This window comes from Terribacillus saccharophilus, from assembly GCF_002272075.1.
Taxonomy (GTDB): Bacteria; Bacillota; Bacilli; order Bacillales; family Amphibacillaceae; genus Terribacillus; species Terribacillus saccharophilus_A.
In genome coordinates, this window is record NZ_NPBJ01000023.1 from 32,605 (window position 1) to 49,495 (window position 16,891).

Annotated in this window: 16 protein-coding genes and 1 other annotated feature; of the genes, 4 read left to right on the forward strand and 12 right to left on the reverse strand. The window is 42.2% G+C overall.

Annotated features, from left to right (window positions below):
* Positions 1-35: 35 nt before the first annotated feature.
* Together CHH48_RS12400 and CHH48_RS12405 are read left to right on the forward strand one after the other, a co-directional pair.
* Positions 36-833 (forward strand): alpha/beta fold hydrolase, encoded by a 798-nt coding sequence (locus CHH48_RS12400; protein ID WP_095219463.1) that lies wholly within the window; start codon positions 36-38, stop codon positions 831-833.
* A 236-nt stretch (positions 834-1,069) separates the two neighbouring features.
* Positions 1,070-1,255 carry a hypothetical protein gene (locus tag CHH48_RS12405; RefSeq protein ID WP_095219464.1) on the forward strand — a complete coding sequence of 62 codons (186 nt, stop codon included), beginning with the start codon at positions 1,070-1,072 and terminating at the stop codon, positions 1,253-1,255.
* 14 nt (positions 1,256-1,269) lie between these two features.
* Here the strand turns inward: CHH48_RS12405 and pepF are convergent, their stop codons facing one another.
* From pepF to CHH48_RS12460, 11 genes are all read right to left on the reverse strand, one after another.
* Positions 1,270-3,087, reverse strand: a complete 1,818-nt coding sequence (pepF, locus tag CHH48_RS12410) for an oligoendopeptidase F (protein ID WP_095219465.1) — start codon at positions 3,085-3,087, stop codon at positions 1,270-1,272.
* 132 nt (positions 3,088-3,219) lie between these two features.
* On the reverse strand, positions 3,220-4,326 hold the full coding sequence (locus tag CHH48_RS12415) for a competence protein CoiA (RefSeq protein WP_095219466.1): 1,107 nt from the start codon (positions 4,324-4,326) through the stop codon (positions 3,220-3,222).
* A 108-nt stretch (positions 4,327-4,434) separates the two neighbouring features.
* Complete coding sequence (gene mecA / locus CHH48_RS12420; RefSeq protein WP_095219467.1) at positions 4,435-5,106, reverse strand: adaptor protein MecA; 672 nt, start codon at positions 5,104-5,106, stop codon at positions 4,435-4,437.
* Between the two features lie 284 nt (positions 5,107-5,390).
* A complete protein-coding gene (gene spxA / locus CHH48_RS12425) occupies positions 5,391-5,786 on the reverse strand; it encodes a transcriptional regulator SpxA (protein WP_038559379.1) in 396 nt (131 codons plus the stop codon).
* Positions 5,787-6,012: 226 nt separating this feature from the next.
* On the reverse strand, positions 6,013-6,603 hold the full coding sequence (locus CHH48_RS12430) for a GNAT family N-acetyltransferase (protein WP_095219468.1): 591 nt from the start codon (positions 6,601-6,603) through the stop codon (positions 6,013-6,015).
* 92 nt (positions 6,604-6,695) lie between these two features.
* Positions 6,696-7,895 carry a putative glycoside hydrolase gene (locus tag CHH48_RS12435; RefSeq protein WP_095219469.1) on the reverse strand — a complete coding sequence of 400 codons (1,200 nt, stop codon included), beginning with the start codon at positions 7,893-7,895 and terminating at the stop codon, positions 6,696-6,698.
* Between the two features lie 197 nt (positions 7,896-8,092).
* On the reverse strand, positions 8,093-9,037 hold the full coding sequence (locus CHH48_RS12440) for an ABC transporter ATP-binding protein (RefSeq protein ID WP_095219470.1): 945 nt from the start codon (positions 9,035-9,037) through the stop codon (positions 8,093-8,095).
* Positions 9,037-10,083 (reverse strand): ABC transporter ATP-binding protein, encoded by a 1,047-nt coding sequence (locus tag CHH48_RS12445; RefSeq protein ID WP_095219471.1) that lies wholly within the window; start codon positions 10,081-10,083, stop codon positions 9,037-9,039. The genes CHH48_RS12440 and CHH48_RS12445 overlap by 1 nt, the downstream gene beginning before the upstream one ends.
* A 19-nt stretch (positions 10,084-10,102) precedes the next feature.
* Positions 10,103-11,248: an oligopeptide ABC transporter permease gene (gene opp3C / locus CHH48_RS12450; RefSeq protein WP_095219472.1), complete on the reverse strand. Its 1,146-nt coding sequence runs from the start codon at positions 11,246-11,248 to the stop codon at positions 10,103-10,105.
* Positions 11,249-11,252: 4 nt separating this feature from the next.
* Entirely contained in the window at positions 11,253-12,179 is a 927-nt protein-coding gene (gene opp3b, locus CHH48_RS12455; RefSeq protein ID WP_095219473.1) for an oligopeptide ABC transporter permease, read from the reverse strand.
* Positions 12,180-12,323: 144 nt separating this feature from the next.
* Complete coding sequence (locus CHH48_RS12460) at positions 12,324-14,030, reverse strand: peptide ABC transporter substrate-binding protein (protein ID WP_095219474.1); 1,707 nt, start codon at positions 14,028-14,030, stop codon at positions 12,324-12,326.
* Between the two features lie 341 nt (positions 14,031-14,371).
* Between CHH48_RS12460 and CHH48_RS12465 the strand changes: the two genes are divergently transcribed.
* On the forward strand, positions 14,372-14,725 hold the full coding sequence (locus tag CHH48_RS12465) for a DUF3899 domain-containing protein (protein WP_176466437.1): 354 nt from the start codon (positions 14,372-14,374) through the stop codon (positions 14,723-14,725).
* A 55-nt stretch (positions 14,726-14,780) separates the two neighbouring features.
* Positions 14,781-14,986: a binding site (T-box leader), on the forward strand.
* Positions 14,987-15,043: 57 nt separating this feature from the next.
* Complete coding sequence (gene trpS / locus CHH48_RS12470) at positions 15,044-16,030, forward strand: tryptophan--tRNA ligase (RefSeq protein WP_095219476.1); 987 nt, start codon at positions 15,044-15,046, stop codon at positions 16,028-16,030.
* A gap of 32 nt (positions 16,031-16,062) precedes the next feature.
* Here the strand turns inward: trpS and CHH48_RS12475 are convergent, their stop codons facing one another.
* Complete coding sequence (locus tag CHH48_RS12475) at positions 16,063-16,815, reverse strand: YjbA family protein (RefSeq protein WP_095219477.1); 753 nt, start codon at positions 16,813-16,815, stop codon at positions 16,063-16,065.
* Positions 16,816-16,891: the final 76 nt, after the last annotated feature.

The window sequence follows — 16,891 nt, forward strand, 5'->3', positions numbered from 1 at the left end:
GAATCGAAGAAAATGTACAGAGGAGGTCTAAACATATGGAACAGCATTTTTTCAATTCAAATGGCTTGCAGCTAGCGTATTTGGACAACGGTGCAGAGTCAGATTATGTACTTGTACTCATGCATGGCTTATTTGCACGAGCGACTCTTTACAAACCATTTATGGAAAGAACAAAAGGTTGGCGAATTATCGCCCCTGATCTGAGGGGACATGGCAGGAGCGGTCATTCAGCGGAACTGACCGGGTATGACCGAGACTCTTACCTTCAGGATTTGGAGGCTTTACTTGAAGAGATTGGCGAAACGAAATATATCGTCTTGCTCGGTCATTCTTTATCCGGTGTGACTGCTTATCAATTTGCAGCCAAGTATCCAGACCGTATAACTGGACTGATTATAGAGGATATGGGGCATAAGGTTTCTGGTGAACTAACATATGCCTTAAAGTTCCAGCAGCCTGCAGATACGCTTGCTGCTCTGTCTCACAGTATCGAACAAGTACAGAATGAAAACCACTTCCTATATTACGCAGAGAGTGCGTATGAGGCAAAAGACGGCTGGAGGTTATGCTTCGATTCAAAAGGTATTAAGCAATCGCAGGATTATCTGAATGGTGATTATACGGATACCTATCAAAAAGTTACATGTCCAACATTGCTTATGCGCGGTGCCCACTCCCCTATCTTGTCGGAAGAAGTATGGGAAGAGATGAAGCAGCTGCGGCCGGAAGTTGAAGCCGAACAGTTTGATAAATGCGGTCATAGCATCCATTTTGAGGATTTGGACAGCTTCAGCCGTTCCGTTCACCAGTTCTTAAAAAAGTGGAAAACATAACAAAAAGGCCTGCCTTTCGGCAGACCTTTTTGCATGTATAACTTCTACTGAGGGGATGGGAGAACAATAATCCAAACAAAGGGGACTTGTTTGTGATGTTTCTCACAAATATAATGTACCATAATGTAATATTAGATGGCAACTGTTATGTGCACAATTTCACAAAAAAGTCACAAGCTCTCTTAGTCTAGTCTTTTCCATACCTGCATAAAGTGATGATAGTCGGAGGTGGCATGATGAAAGGAATCGGTATCCTGTTGATCGCCTTGGTTATTTTGGCTTTATGTTTCAACATTCTCGGTATGCTTCATTTCGTTTCCTTGGCGATTACATTGCCTTTGCTATTTTTATCATTACTAGCCGCATGCTTTTTCTTTACCAGAAAAAGAACATTCAAAGGCATGAAAAAACCGACGCGTTAGCGCCGGTTTTCTTTTTATTTCTGCAATAGTTTTTCCATTTCGTCCAGTTTCTCCTCGAATACATCGAGTGCAGACAGGATAGTCTGTTTATTCGTCATATCTACTCCAGCGGACTTCAGTACTTCAATTGGATAGTCGCTGCTTCCAGCCTTGAGGAATCCTACATATTTATCAACAGCAGGCTGTCCTTCTTCAAGGATCTTAGCAGATAGTGCAGTAGCAGCTGCGTAGCCTGTAGCATATTGATATACATAGTAATTGTAGTAGAAATGAGGAATTCGTGCCCATTCCAAACCGATTTCTTCATCGATTGTTAAACCCTCGCCGAAGTATTTCTTGTTCAAATCATAATACATGGACGTCAGATTCTCTGCTGTAAGCACTTCACCGTCCTGCTGATGCTTATGAATCATATGCTCAAACTCAGCAAACATCGTCTGACGGAAAACAGTGCCGCGGAATCCTTCAAGGAAGTGATTCAGCAAATACAGCTTCTCTTGCTCATCATCCACGTTATTGATCATATATTCATTCAGCAAAGCTTCATTACACGTAGATGCAACCTCGGCAACAAAAATGGAATAGTTACCATATCTGTATGGCTGATTTTTGCGTGTATAATAACTATGCACCGAATGTCCGAACTCATGTGCCAACGTGAACAGATTATTGACGTTATCCTGCCAGTTCATCAGGATATAAGGGTTTGTTCCATACGCTCCTGATGAGTACGCACCACTGCGTTTCCCCTTGTTCTCTTCCACATCAACCCAGCGGTTCTCAAAGCCTTCCTTCAGGATAGACTGATATTCTTCACCTAATGGCTCCAGTCCTTTAAGAACGAAATCCTTCGCTTCGTCATATGACACTTTCATGTCGACATCTTTCACTAGCGGTGTGTAAAGATCATACATATGCAAGTCATCAATACCAAGCACCTTCTTGCGGAGTGCCACATAACGATGAAGCAACGGCAGACGCTCATTGACAGCTTCTACGAGGTTATCATAAACCTGTTCAGGAATTTTATTATTATCCAGCGCAGACTGACGGGCTGACTCATAATTCCTTACTTTCGCGTAGAAGTTATTCTTCTTCACTGTACCTGAAAGTGTTGAAGCAAAAGTATTGCGGAATTGACCGAATGTATCATACATGGACTTGAATGCGTCACGGCGGACACGCTGATCCTTCGATTCAAGGAATGTGACATAACGGCCATGCGTAACGTCAACTTCTTCCCCTTCTTCATTCTTGATGCTCGGGAAAGTTAAATCTGCGTTGTTAAGCATACCAAAGGTAGCAGAGCCATTATCGGTCACTTCGGAAGCTTGAGCAAGTAATGTCTCTTCCTTCTCAGACAGCACATGCGCACGCTGACGGCTGATTTCGTTCAAGGTATGCTCGTACACTTTAAGATCATCATTTTCTTTCAGGAACGATTGGATGCGGCTCTCATCGATTGCAAGTAACTCTGGAACAATATAGCTCATCTTACTTGAGATCTGCGTAATCAATAACTCCGCTTTTGATTGCAGTGCTTGATAATGCCCGTTCGTCGTATCCTGGTCATAACGCATATGCGCGTATGTATAAAGCTTGCCGATACGCTCAGATAATTCATCCTGTAGTTTGAACATCTTATACAGCGTGTCTGCGGATTCTTCAAGCTTGCCTTGGAATGCAGAAATCTTATCTCCATCCTCAGACAATGCTTTGCGCTCTTCCTCCCACAGGTCATCTGTTGCGAATATATTCTCTAGGTTCCAAGTGTTTTCTACTGGTACCTCGCTTCGTTTTGGTAAAGATTTAGCTGATTTTGACACGAACATCCTCCTCCAATGCTGCTTACCTTTTCTGTTCCAATAACTATTTCGAATTTTATTAGGGAAAATCCTTCAACTATAAGCATTTTCTCTCTTATATTATATATAAAAGCATGAGAATCATGCGAAGAATATCCCTCAGAATAGAGATAATCCCTTTTTCTTTACAAAGGTCTCGGAATCAATTTGATCGAACCAGCCGTGCTGGCATAGACGCTGCATGTATGATTCCACGGGATGTTTATTGGAAGATATGGCAAACGGATTTGTATTGACTTCCCATTTTCTGCAGACATACACTAGCCGATTGAGAGATACGCTTTCCATGACAGGTATGTGATCCAATTGCTCAAGCCACAAATCAGTCTGCCAAATATATGGTGGCACAGACATTTGATACTGGGATTCAACAGGCTGCAAAATATATAGTGGAATATCTTGTAGCAGCAATCCGTTATCATACAATCGTGTTACCCAGCGCTTTATAGGAGCAGAAGCAAATGTTAGCGGTTTCGCTATCGCTCTTGCTTGGATACTATGCCATGCCTGATTGATTTCTAGAAGTTTTTTCGGGAGGGTATGGAATAATTGGGGGAAACGTAATCTCTGGAGTGGACGGAAAAAGAACTGACCGATAGTCTGTTTTTTACCTGTAAGGAGAATATGCTGGACGTTACACAAAGTCTCAGTGTTTGAACAATAATATAATAGCTGTAAAGGCATGCTCTGCTTGTGTTGCATTAGGAAGCGCTGTTCTCGTTTCGGCAGGTCGAGCATATAAGTAGATGTACGTTTTAAACGATTTCCTCCTAGAATCCATATGGGAATAATTCCATTTCGCTCATATGCTTCATTACGTCGCAGCAGCTCTTCATCCGATATGGATGCACATTGATATTCAATAGCTAGCTCTCTTCCACTAGGGGCATGCAGCAGCAAGTCTGGACGTCTAGCCGATTCTTTTACGCATTCCTCCAATTTGACAGCATAGCCTTGCTTTTTCAGCCAATAAAACAGCTGCAGCTTACCTCGCATATGGTATAAACTCTCCCCGGTTCCGTCCAGCTCGCAGTCGTGGATTTGTTCATGTGCGAAATGAGGAATAACCTTCTTGCCAGCACGTATGATGACTGACTTTCTGCAGGCTGGACAGAGAAAACGCCGCTTTCTAAAATTATGGATTTGCTCTCTTTGATGTGCAGCAAGCAGGATGAGTCTGCCATCCTCTAACTGTGCCTGCAACATATCTATCACCTCCTTGAGTTTAGTATATATCAAGAAATTGCCAGCGCTGAAAAACTGACCAAAAAAGCAAATTTAAGCACAAAAAAATAGACATTCTGTAATGAATGTCTATTTACGAGGGAAGTATTGCTTCACGTTAGTAAGTGCGTTTTCAGCGAATATCACCTTGCCGTATTCTTCCAATCGATAAATCGTTGTCTGGGAATCATAGCCGAATTCAAGGATCTGACTTAGAACATCTTCCTGCTCATCATCTCCAAGAATAGTGTCATCGAATTCTACATACAGCATATATCTGTCTTTGTAATGGAATAATCTGTTTTCGATGCCATACGTCTCTTCAAAGTAGTGGCTAAGCTGAATCACATCCTCAAAGTCACGGAATTGAATAACGAAGGATAATTCCTCTTCATCCTCTTCTTCCCCATCTTGCTGATGTGAGCCGAATTTTTCCTCGAGGACAGAATCGACTTTCTCCTCTACAGAAGATTGAATTGTTTTATCATCGACGTTCAGCTCTAAACTTTCTCCATCTTTAGATAGCTGAGCCTTTGTTACGACAATTTCCAATCCTTTATCCATGGCCTGCACTTGAATCCATAGCGGCCCCTCGACATTGAAGTCCTCTTTATAATTGACTTCATCCATCATCTGCCAGAACAATTGCTCACTTCGTTCACGGTTATACCAAATATCTTCTTTATCAAAGCCGCGATCTTCAATATCTATATAAGATATAAAAAATTTAATTGTATTTTCATTTATTCTTTCTATTTCCATGGTTTTCTCTCCCTCCAGTAAAGTGGCAGGTGAAAAACGCCCTCTTGCCTTTACACTTCCCGTATTCCCTTACCCTCAATCTAACTTTTTCTGTGTGTATTTCTATTTTATGATAAATCCTCCCGTAAGGAAAACAGAAAGGCTTAAGATTGCCGAAAAAAGGCGAATGCCCTTAGAAGGATTCTGTCCATTGTAGCGCATTTCAGATAATTTGTCATCCAAGGGAAGCTGGAAAGAAAAAAGACGCAGATCCCAATGGATCCACGTCCTTTGTCTGTATAAGGTCAGTTGACCATACGCTGTGCTTCACGCAACTGGAATGTACGCACAGTTCTTGGCAAGAAGCGGCGAATTTCATCCTCATTGTAGCCTACCTGCAAACGCTTCTCATCAAGGATGATCGGACGTCGCAATAGACCTGGGTTTTCTTGAATCAAGCTATATAACTTCTTCAATGGTAATTGATCTAAGTTCATATTTAGGCTTTGGAAAACCTTTGAGCGTGTAGAGATGATCTCATCTGTACCATCTTCTGTCATACGCAGGATTTCCTTGATTTCATCAAGTGATAATGTCTCGGAGAAGATGTTCCTCTCTGTGAACGGAATATCGTGCTCTTCTAACCAAGCTTTAGCTTTGCGGCAAGATGTACAACTTGGTGAGGTATAAAGTGTTACCATTAAACTTCACTCCTCAATACAGAATATGTTTCTATTTCTTTGCCCATGGAAAGATTTTATTTAAAATAATTTTAATTTAATCTCTCTATGTACAAGTATACTACAGTGGTCAAGTTATTAAAAGACTTCCTGAAAGATACCACAGTTTTTACACAAATATACGTATGCAACGGTGTTATGGTTCCTATTTACCCTGCCTAAAAGGTTTAAAACCCATTTTAATAAGTTATTTTTGATTTTCTTTCAATGTATCAAAAATACTATCCTTCTCCGTATCTTTAGAAAATGTCAACACTTCATCAGATTCCTGATAGGACTCTCCATACAGCTGTTTATCCTTGTAAGTATGAATCTGTTCGTACATATCCCTCATTGCAGCGAATATCTCCTCCTCTGTCTCCCCATTTGGCGCCCAGTACAGGATTTCCATCGGATTCTCCTCTGCTGTGGCAAGGGAACGGCGGTTATAGCCAATCATCTTGGCGTGCTGGAATCCTTGTTTTTCGTAGAAACGAAGACGTTTTTGGGAATCAGAATCCTCATACTGCAGCGGTTCCACTTCTAGCAGAATTGGCTTTGCGCGTTTCTTCAGCTTATCAATAAGCTTGCCTCCGATGCCTTGTCCGCGTGTTTTAGCAGCGACATATACATAATCGATAAATAGAAAATGGTCGAATTCTGCATACATCAGGACATGCTCTTCGCTCTCATCCTTGAAATATACATCAGCCTTCTCTTTCAACAGTAATTCCATATGCTCCTTCGATTTCATTTCTTCTATCGGAAAATACTTGCTCAGTTTCTCATACCAATTCATAAGGCAGCTCCTTCAGCGAATGTATATCATAGTTATACCCGCGAACACTCTACATAAACAAAACAGCCTCCCAAAAGAGAGGCTGTTTCGAATTATGGTGTAAAATCGACACCTTCTGTATAGTTGTTCGCTGCATTCCAAATGAGAAATTCATCGATTCCATTCTCATTTAGCGCACGAATCTGATCTTCTACTTCCTGCTTGCCATACTGTTTAGAGGACACCCATGGTGCTTCGAAATCCTGAATCCACGGTCTTGATACTGGTTTGTTCTCAAGCTTACCTAACACGTCATTCTCCACTTTGGCATATTCAGCCGTCAGTTCATATGGGTGATCATTCGGAACATCCAATCCGAAGTAAGACGTCCAGTGGCTCGGATAAATCATCGAAGAAATGACATCGACATTAGATGAAATTTTAGAGAAGTTCTGCCCGATCCCCGGTGCTTCCTCCAGAGTCGCTGCGTAGCCAAATATATCAACCGATGTCTGGACATCATAGTTGGATAATTCCTCTTTTGCATATGCTACAAAATCAGTTACGGCATTCACGCGTTTCTGTACATTGTCTGTATCTTCATTAGTATAATCCCCAAGGTCATACTGTAGTTCATCGTCCTTCGTCTCAAATCCTTCCGGGAATCGGACGTAATCAAACTGAATCTCCTGGAAGCCCATCATAGCAGCCTCCTTTGCCAGCTCCACATTGTATTCCCATACTTCATGCTGAAACGGACTGACGAATGCTTCCCCGCGTCCATTCTTCCACACGCTGCCGTCCGGATTGCGGAAGGATAGCTCTGGCTTCTTCTCGGCTAATAACGTATCTTTGAACACGACAATACGGGCAATCGGATATATCTTATGCTTCTCTAATTCCTTCAGCATCTTTTGCGGGTCGTCTATGTAGTTTTGTGCTATGTCGTAGTATGGAGATTTTTTATCAGGCGTGTATGTAATGTTACCATGATCGTCCTTAATATCGATGACCATTGCATTGAGATCTGTTTCGTCCACCATCTTCACCAAGCTGTCGAATTTCGCTCCCCCTGCACTAGGTCCTGTCACATATATACCTCTGACAGCATCGGGATACTCAAAGGATAAATCTGATGAATATGTAAATCGTTTCATTACTTGCGGCACTTCATATGTTTCGACAGTCGAGGAACGGGCAGTAAGCTGCTTTCCTTCCAATTGCTCTCCTTCATTAGCTGCAAACGCAGCTGTTGGCATTAACGCTGTAACAACAAGTGCTGCACTCATCATCGACTTCTTGAATTTTCCCATTCTATCAATCTCCTATTTGGTAGTTAGTTTCATTATAAGGGAGATATTTGGCAGATGAAACCTGTTTTCCCAAGTCTTTGACGAAATCACCAAGTTTATGTCGGATTATACCTCCTCTTCCTACTTAACCTATTTTTTCATGGAGCAAACCTAAAATAACACAAAAAAACCGCAGCTCATGGCTGCGGTTTTGCACATTAGTTTGTAACAGTGTTCTGTTTTTCTTTTTTGTATTCCTCAAATTCCTTCGAAGTGCACAATACCCAATGTCTTGGACTAATCTCACGGAATTCAGGCTCTTCGCTCGTATCATGCTGACTTGGATCATATACGATACGTTTACGATTGCGCTCGTAGATTGGATCCGGAAGCGGAATCGCGGAAAGAAGGGAGCGTGTATACGGATGCACTGGATTCTTATAAAGCTCCTCTGCATCTGCAAGCTCAACTAGTTTACCGAAGTACATAACACCAATTCGATCACTGATGTATTTTACCATTGAAAGGTCATGGGCGATGAACAGGTAAGTGAGTCCTTTTTCCTTTTGAAGCTGCTTCATCAAGTTGACAACCTGTGCCTGAATTGATACATCAAGCGCTGAAATCGGCTCATCAGCAATGATAAATTCTGGGTCTACTGCCAAGGCGCGGGCGATACCAAGACGCTGACGCTGACCACCGCTGAATTCATGCGGATAGCGGTTGGCATGCTCTTTATTCAAACCAACTGTTTCCAGCAATTCGTAAACTTTTGCTTTTCGTTCTTCAGCGTTTTTCGCTAGGCCATGAATATCGATACCTTCTGCAATGATATCCATAACAGTCATACGCGGGTTCAAGGAAGAATACGGATCCTGGAAAATCATTTGCATCTGACGGTTGAATTTCTTCAACTCAGATTTGTTCTTCTTTCCTTGGACGTTTTCTCCTTTGAAAAGCACTTCACCATCTGTGGAGTTGTACAGACGGATGATAGAGCGACCAGTTGTAGATTTACCACAGCCTGACTCGCCTACAAGTCCGAATGTCTCCCCTTTATAAATATCAAACGTCAATCCATCGACTGCTTTGACGACGTTATTTCTTCCAAGTTTGAAATGCTGCTTCAGATTCTTGATCTCAAGTAATTTTTCCTGACTCATTATCGCGTCGCCTCCTCAGAATGGTCCATTGACTCGATCCGCTTCTTCACTGACTCAGGCGGCTCGACCTTCGGTGCATCTTCATGCAAAAGCCATGTCGCTGCATAATGCGTATCGGACACCTTGAACATAGGCGGCTGTTCGACAAAGTCAATTTCAAGCGCGAATTTGTTACGCGCTGCAAAGGCATCCCCTTTTGGAGGTGCAATCAAATCAGGAGGTGTACCCGGAATTGCAAACAGTTCCTCTTCGTCACTCTCAAGTGTCGGCATGGAACCGAGCAGACCCCATGTGTACGGGTGTTTCGGATTGTAGAACACTTCATCAACTGTTCCGATCTCAACGATCTTCCCAGCATACATTACTGCTACTCGGTCTGCTACGTTGGCAACGACACCCAGATCATGAGTAATGAAGATGATAGATGTATCTACTTTCTTTTGAATGTCTTTCATCAATTCTAGAATCTGAGCTTGAATAGTTACATCCAATGCAGTTGTCGGTTCATCGGCAATCAAAACTCTTGGATTACATGCCAGCGCAATAGCAATTACGACACGCTGACGCATACCACCTGAGAATTGATGCGGATATTGTTTCATCCGAGCTTCAGGATTCGGAATTTGCACCAAATTCATCAGCTCTATTGCTTTCTCACGTGCTTCTGCTTTGCCCATATTTTGGTGCTTGATCAAGCCTTCCATGATTTGCGTTCCGACTTTCATAGTCGGGTTCAAGGAAGTCATTGGATCCTGGAAGATCATTGAGATGTCTTTCCCGCGGATCTTTTGAAGTTCTGATTCTTTTAGTTTCGTAATATCTTTATTGTCGAAGGTAATGCTGCCTTCTTTTACAAAGCCATGGGGCTTTGGGAGCAGACCCATGAGTGTTTTTGTTGTTACAGATTTTCCTGAACCAGACTCACCTACGATTGCGAGTGTCTCTCCTTTGTGAAGATCGAAGGTAACTCCGCGAACCGCTTGTACCTCTCCCCCATGTGTTTTGAAGGAGACTTTCAAATCTTTCACTTCAAGAATTTTTTCCATCTCGGTTCACCGCCTTTAATTAGTTACGCATCTTCGGATCAAACGCATCGCGTAGTCCGTCTGCTAGGATATTGAAGGAAATCATAATCAAAGAAATCAAGATAGCCGGCCAGATAATAACGTGCGGCGTAATCAGGATGGATGTGAAACCATCATTGATAAGCGTACCTAGGGAAGCATCTGGAGCTGGCAAGCCTAAACCAATGAAGCTTAGGAAAGCCTCAAAGAATATAGCAGATGGGATTGTAAACATTGTATTAACAATGATTAACCCAGAAACGTTCGGTATTAAGTGTTTGCCGATTATTTTCGAGTTAGAAGCACCAAGTGTGCGAGCAGCCAATACATATTCCTGCCCTCTTAGTTTCAGTACCTCACCCCGTACAATTCGGGCCATACTCGTCCATCCTGTTATCGACAGCGCAATGATAATGGCCCATAATCCAGGGTCTAGTATTAGAATCATTAGAATTACGACTACCAAGTTCGGTAAACCAACAATTACTTCCAAGAATCGCATCAAGTAATTATCTACTCTTCCGCCAAAGTAACCAGCGATACCGCCATACGCAACACCGATAGCCAAATCAATTGCAGCAGCAACAAAAGCGATTAGCAAGGAAATACGGGTACCTTGCCAAGCACGTACCCATAGGTCACGGCCAAGTCGGTCTGTACCAAAGTAATAATAGTCGTCTGCCATGTCTTTTGCTCCGTATTTGTCGTAAGTTACCTTAACTTCCGCAGAGTTAGGAGAACCGTTCCCTTCACTTACAACTTCAACATCCATATAATCGGAAGCATTGTCATAAGCTACATTTGCTTTTTGCGTTGCAGCTTGTACATTATTACCAACGAAGTTCTTTGTTTCTTTACCGTCAAAGATACCCATTTTCTCCAAGCCAGGTACACGCGGTTTCATAAGGGAAGCATTCAGATCTTGCTCAGTATAGCTATGATCAGACACCATAGGTACGATGATACTCATTGCAAGGATAAATACAAGCAAGATGATAGATATCATCACGAACACATTTCTTCTAAGACTTCTGAAAGCATCCTGTAATAGCGTAGTACTTGGTCTTGCTATCTTATCCCCTTGTTCCTCGGGACGGTTGGCTAGCTGAAATAAATTCTTATCAACGTTCTTTTTAGGATTCTCCATGATGTTATTTACCTCCAGCCAGTCTGATTCGAGGATCAATCAATCCGTAAAGGATATCGATAATCAGAAGCATTACAATAAAGAATACAGCAAATAGAAGTGTAGTTCCCATGATAATAGGGAAATCGTTTGTTGTAACCGAGCTTACGAACTGCTGACCGATACCTGGTACAGCAAATACTTTTTCGATAACCAACGTTCCGGTAAGCAAGCCAACTGCTAATGGGCCTAATACCGTAATCAAAGGAATGAGCGCATTACGGATACCATGCTTGAAAATGATAGCTGAGCCTTTCAAACCTTTAGCTCTTGCAGTTGTAATATACTCTTCGCCAAGTACCTCAATCATCTCTGTCCTGACAAACCTTGCGCAGGTGGCCATTGGGAATATCGCCAGTGCTATCGTAGGAAGTATTGTATAACTGAATCCTTCCCACGTTGCTACAGGGAACCAGCCCAACTGTACAGCAAGTACATACTGCAACAATGCCGCAAATACGAATGAAGGGATAGATGTTCCCAAAACGGCAACGATTGTTGATGTGTAATCCATGAAACCATTATGGTAGATTGCTGCTACCAGTCCGAGAAGGACTCCAAGGATTGTACCAATCAATAGTGCCTGTGCTCCTAACTGCATAGAAGGTCCTATTCTATCCATCAATATTTGCGTTACACCACGGTTGTCATATTGGAAAGAAACTCCCAAATCACCTGTAACTAGTCCACCCATATATTTTACATATTGAACTGGCAGTGGATCATTTAATCCATACGTTTCCAAGATAATTTCTCTTTGTTCTGGTGATAATTTATTTTCATTCGTAATTGGCGTCCCTGGCAGGAAGTGCATCAGGAAGAATGAAATGGTAGCAATCAGGAATAGGGTGATAAGCATATAGCCTATGCGCTGTGCGATATATTTACCCATAGCTCTTGTCCTCCTTAAATTTTGAAAATTTGTTATTATCCGACAAAATGCGCGTTAACAGGTAAAAGAGAGTATAAGCCAATCAAGTTGGATATACTCTCTCTTGCCTTTTATACCTTATTCAGTTAAAAGACTATGAAATTATTATTGTTCAGCAGCCGCATTATCTGCGTATGCCCACTTGTACTCGTAGTCAGGACCAGAAGCGTTTTTGAATACGTTTTGGACTTTCGGACTTTGCAAAGCAGAGCGGGAACGCTGATAAAGTGGTGCAATCGCTGCGTCTTCCATCAATAATTTTTCAGCTTCAAGGAAGTCGTTCCAACGAGCTTCTGGATCGCCAGCATGTTCGCCGTTAGCAGATTCAATCAATGCGTCATACTCTTCACTGGAGTAGCTCATACCATTGTTAGCACCGTCAGTCACCCAAAGGTTCATGAACGTGTTTGCATCCACATAGTCAGGACCCCAACCAGCTACTTGAAGATCGTAATCTTGTGCATTATCAAGCTCTAGACGCTGTTTGAATGGTACTTGTTTGTTTTCAACTGTTAGGCCAGGAAGGTTTTTCTCCAACTGGTCTTTAAAGTATGCAGATGTTTGGGCAGCTGTGTCGCCGTCATCACCTAGCATTTCAATTGTAATTTCATCTGTGCCAAGCTCTTCTTTCGCTTTTTCCCAAGCAGCTTGTGCAGCTTCTAGGTCATAAGGAAGAAGGGACCCGTTTGTTTCACGGAAATCTTTATTGTCTGGGCCAGATACGAAATCTGCAGGCATTAGGCCGTCAATTACAGTAGATCCGTTGTTTAGGATTACGTTAACATAGTCTTCTTTATTAATTGCTTGCGCAACTGCTTTACGTACATTTTCGTTAGCGAATGGTGTATCATCTTCGCCACCGCGTTTTTGGTTCATTTTCAAGTAGAATACAGTCGGTTCTGGTTCAGTGATGAAGTTAGCATCGTTGATGTACTGATCAACAAAGTCAGCACTCAATCCTGCTCTGTCAAGTTCGCCAGTTTCGTAAAGGTTTACACCAGTTGATGTATCTTTAACAACTGTCAGGTTCAACTCTTCAAGCTGAACTGTTTCAGCATCCCAATATGTTTCGTTTTTCACGAATTTCATGCTTTGAGAGTGATTCCACTCTGTCATTTCAAAAGGTCCGTTGGAAAGGATGTTTTCTGGTTCTAGACCGAACTGATCTCCTTGCTCTTCAACGAATTTCTGATTAAGTGGGAAGAATGTAGCAAAAGTAGTCATGGACTGGAAGTATGGAACTTCTTTTTCAAGTTCTACTACCAATGTCTTATCGTCTTCCGCTTGTACTCCCAGTTCTTCAAGATCCATTTCTCCTGAAGAGATCTGTGTAGCGTTCTTTACAACGCCGCCCATCATATATGGACCATATTCAGAAGCTGTAGCTGGATCAACAGCACGCTGCCAAGCGTATACGAAGTCTTGCGCTGTTACTGGTTCACCATTGCTCCATTCAGCATTGTCTTTAATCTTGAATGTATAAGTCAAACCATCTTCACTGATTTCAGGTTCGCCATCAGCCATACCTGGAACAGGTTTTCCGTTTTCATCTAAACGGTATAGACCCTCCATAACCTCGGAAACCCATTGGATACCCAGGGCATCCTCAACTTTAGATGGATCCATGGATGGGATCTCATCAGTGATAGGCATATTGAAAATTTGATCGCCGTTTGCAGAGCCTGAAGCGCTGTCTCCGCTGCCACTGTCTCCTCCGCTGCCGCCGGAACTGCTAGAACCGCCCGAACATGCTGCAAGGAAAGAACTAAGAACTAAAACAAGTGCAAGTAATAACCAGTTCGTCTTTCTCATGTAAAACATGACCTCCCCAAAAATTCTAAATTTTATCACTTTTCTACGAACAACTTGTTCGCAATTAGAATTATACAAGTTTTCTCACAATTTGTGCACCCCTAAATTTATAGCAATTTTACAAAAGTGCGAAAACATTGCATTTTCATAACAAAAAATAGGACTTATTAACTAGTTTATTTTCATTAAATTTGCTTAAATTTTATGCTTTTTACACAATTGAATCAATTCAACTAGTACTAAATACGCCACAGGTGCGGAAGGGAATCTATTTACAAATTATCATTTACCTAGGTATGATATACTTGCTTTTAAAACTATATTGTAAGGCGGGTAATATTTTGGGGAAATGGAATTGGATTTTACTAGTCATCAATTTGCTCATTACTCTCACTGTCTTCCTGACAGGAGATGCAAAAGATTTATTTCATCTTATAAATGCAGTATTTTATGTGGCTTTCTTCTATTTTGTAGTCACGTTGATCTTGGTAGTCATTAAAGGCCGGGTCCTGGACGGGATTGTTTACAGTTTCCGTAAGTTTGGTAAATTTACAAGTCGCGGTCTTTATGATTTTGATGAGAATGGAGCTCCGTCTGAATGGGTGAATCGCACTTTTCTTTCCTATATTCGATTCCAGACATTTGTACTTATCGGAATTTTACTCATCCTTCTTGCGATCTACTACCTCATCTGAGAGACCAGCTTGCAAACCGGTCGCAAGATGCATATAATGAATAACTAACAGGATTATAAAAGCGACGAAGGAAATATAGTACGGTACTCCTCTGGTTTAAGAGAGCTTGTGGCTGGTGGGAACAAGCACCATGGGTAGCGGAAATTGGGTTTTTGGAGCTGCGGGATTGTCTCCCGCCGTTTAAGCAGGCGTTAACTGCATCAAGTGATCCTTCATTTAGAAGGATAATTAGGGTGGCACCGCGGTCTATTCGTCCCTGCAGCAAATGCAGGCAGCGAATGGATTTTTTTGTGTCTTTTTTTAGGAGGATGATTTAAGATGAAAACAATTTTTTCAGGTATCCAGCCAAGCGGCAGCTTGACACTGGGCAACTACATCGGCGCACTTAGCCAATTTCCTGCTCTGCAGGAAGAGAACCAATGCTACTTCTGTATTGTTGATGAACATGCGATCACTGTACCGCAGGACAGATTAAAGCTGAAACAGCAGATCCGTTCTCTTGCAGCACTCTATTTAGCTGCTGGAATCGATCCAGAGAAATCCGTTCTCTTCATTCAATCCGAAGTACCTGCGCATACGCAGCTAGGATGGATGATCCAATCGATCAGCTATATCGGTGAATTGGAACGCATGACACAGTACAAAGATAAATCCGATGGTAAGGATGGTGTTTCAGCTGCTTTACTAACGTATCCACCGCTTATGGCTGCCGATATTCTTCTATACAATACGGATATCGTTCCGGTCGGCGATGATCAGAAGCAGCATTTGGAGCTGACTCGCAATGTAGCAGAACGTTTCAACAACCGTTTCAATAATATCTTTACTGTACCGGATATCCAAATCACGAAAGTCGGTGCACGGATCATGTCCCTGCAAGAACCGACGAAGAAGATGAGTAAATCCGATGCGAATTTAAAAGCTTCTATTTTCATCCTGGATGAACCGAAGCAAATCGAGAAGAAAATCAAGAGTGCGGTTACCGATTCCGAGGGCATCGTTCGCTATGATAAAGAAAACAAACCGGGTGTCAGCAACTTGCTTACAATCTATTCGGTTGCAACAAATAAGACAATCGAGAAAAGCGAACAGGAATTTGCAGACAGCGGGTATGGTGAATTCAAACAAGCGGTTGCGGATGCAGTCGTTAACATGCTATCTCCTATCCAGCAGCGTTATTACGAATGGATGGAAAGCGATGCCTTGGATGAAGTGCTTGATAAGGGCGCAGAACGCGCACAAGCAGTTGCAAACAAAACATTACGCAAAGCAAAAAAAGCGATGGGATTAGGTCGCGGAAAATAAAAAATAACCGGCAGCTAACTGCCGGTTATTTTTTATGAAGTTTTTGCCTGATCATTTTGTTCAAGCTCCCATAGTTTTTCGTAGAAAGGCTGGCCTTTTACCATCTTTTCGCATAGCTCTTCTTGCTTCTTGCTCCATCCTACGGAAACTCCATCGTATAGCTTCTGCCATGCTTCCTGAAATGCTAGTGAACGATTCATATGATACTCCTCAGGTTTCCATTCTGTGAGCCAGTATCTGACCTGTTCCAAATTCTCACTCGTCTCTAGCTGATCCATCGTCATCATTAGAAGCTGCTTCAGCTGTCTCTCTTTTCTTGTGAGTCCAACCATTAAATCGGGTTTCAGGGATAGGATGTGGTACTCTTTCTTTTCCTCTTCTTCCTGCCAGTTAAAGATTTCGGGATGAGCATCTTCAATCATCTGGTAAACTAGCCGCTCCTGCCGGGGAATTAGCCTGCTTTTTCTGACAGGCGTGATATACCCCATCGTATCGATTGCAAGGATTGCTTTTCCGTTCGTTACAATGCAAGCATAGTCGATGGCGATTCGCTCTTGATTCTTGCGAAGGAACGCTTTCCGGTGAATCATGTCTAACATTGGCTTTGGAAGCTCCCTCAAATCATTTTCGATGTATGCGAACAGCGCATCTTCTATGTAGAGCAGCGGTACCTGATCGAGCAGTTCGATGCCGTCTTCCTTTCGCCATTCATGAAAGGAGCATACATTATAGCCATTCTCTTCTCCTTCAAACCAGTTCACCCAAATATCATGCATAAATAACATAGATAACCCTCACTTTGCTTTTCGATTCTGCTAATCCGACTCCGGTACGCGCTTGCATGCAGCTAAAACCATTGGG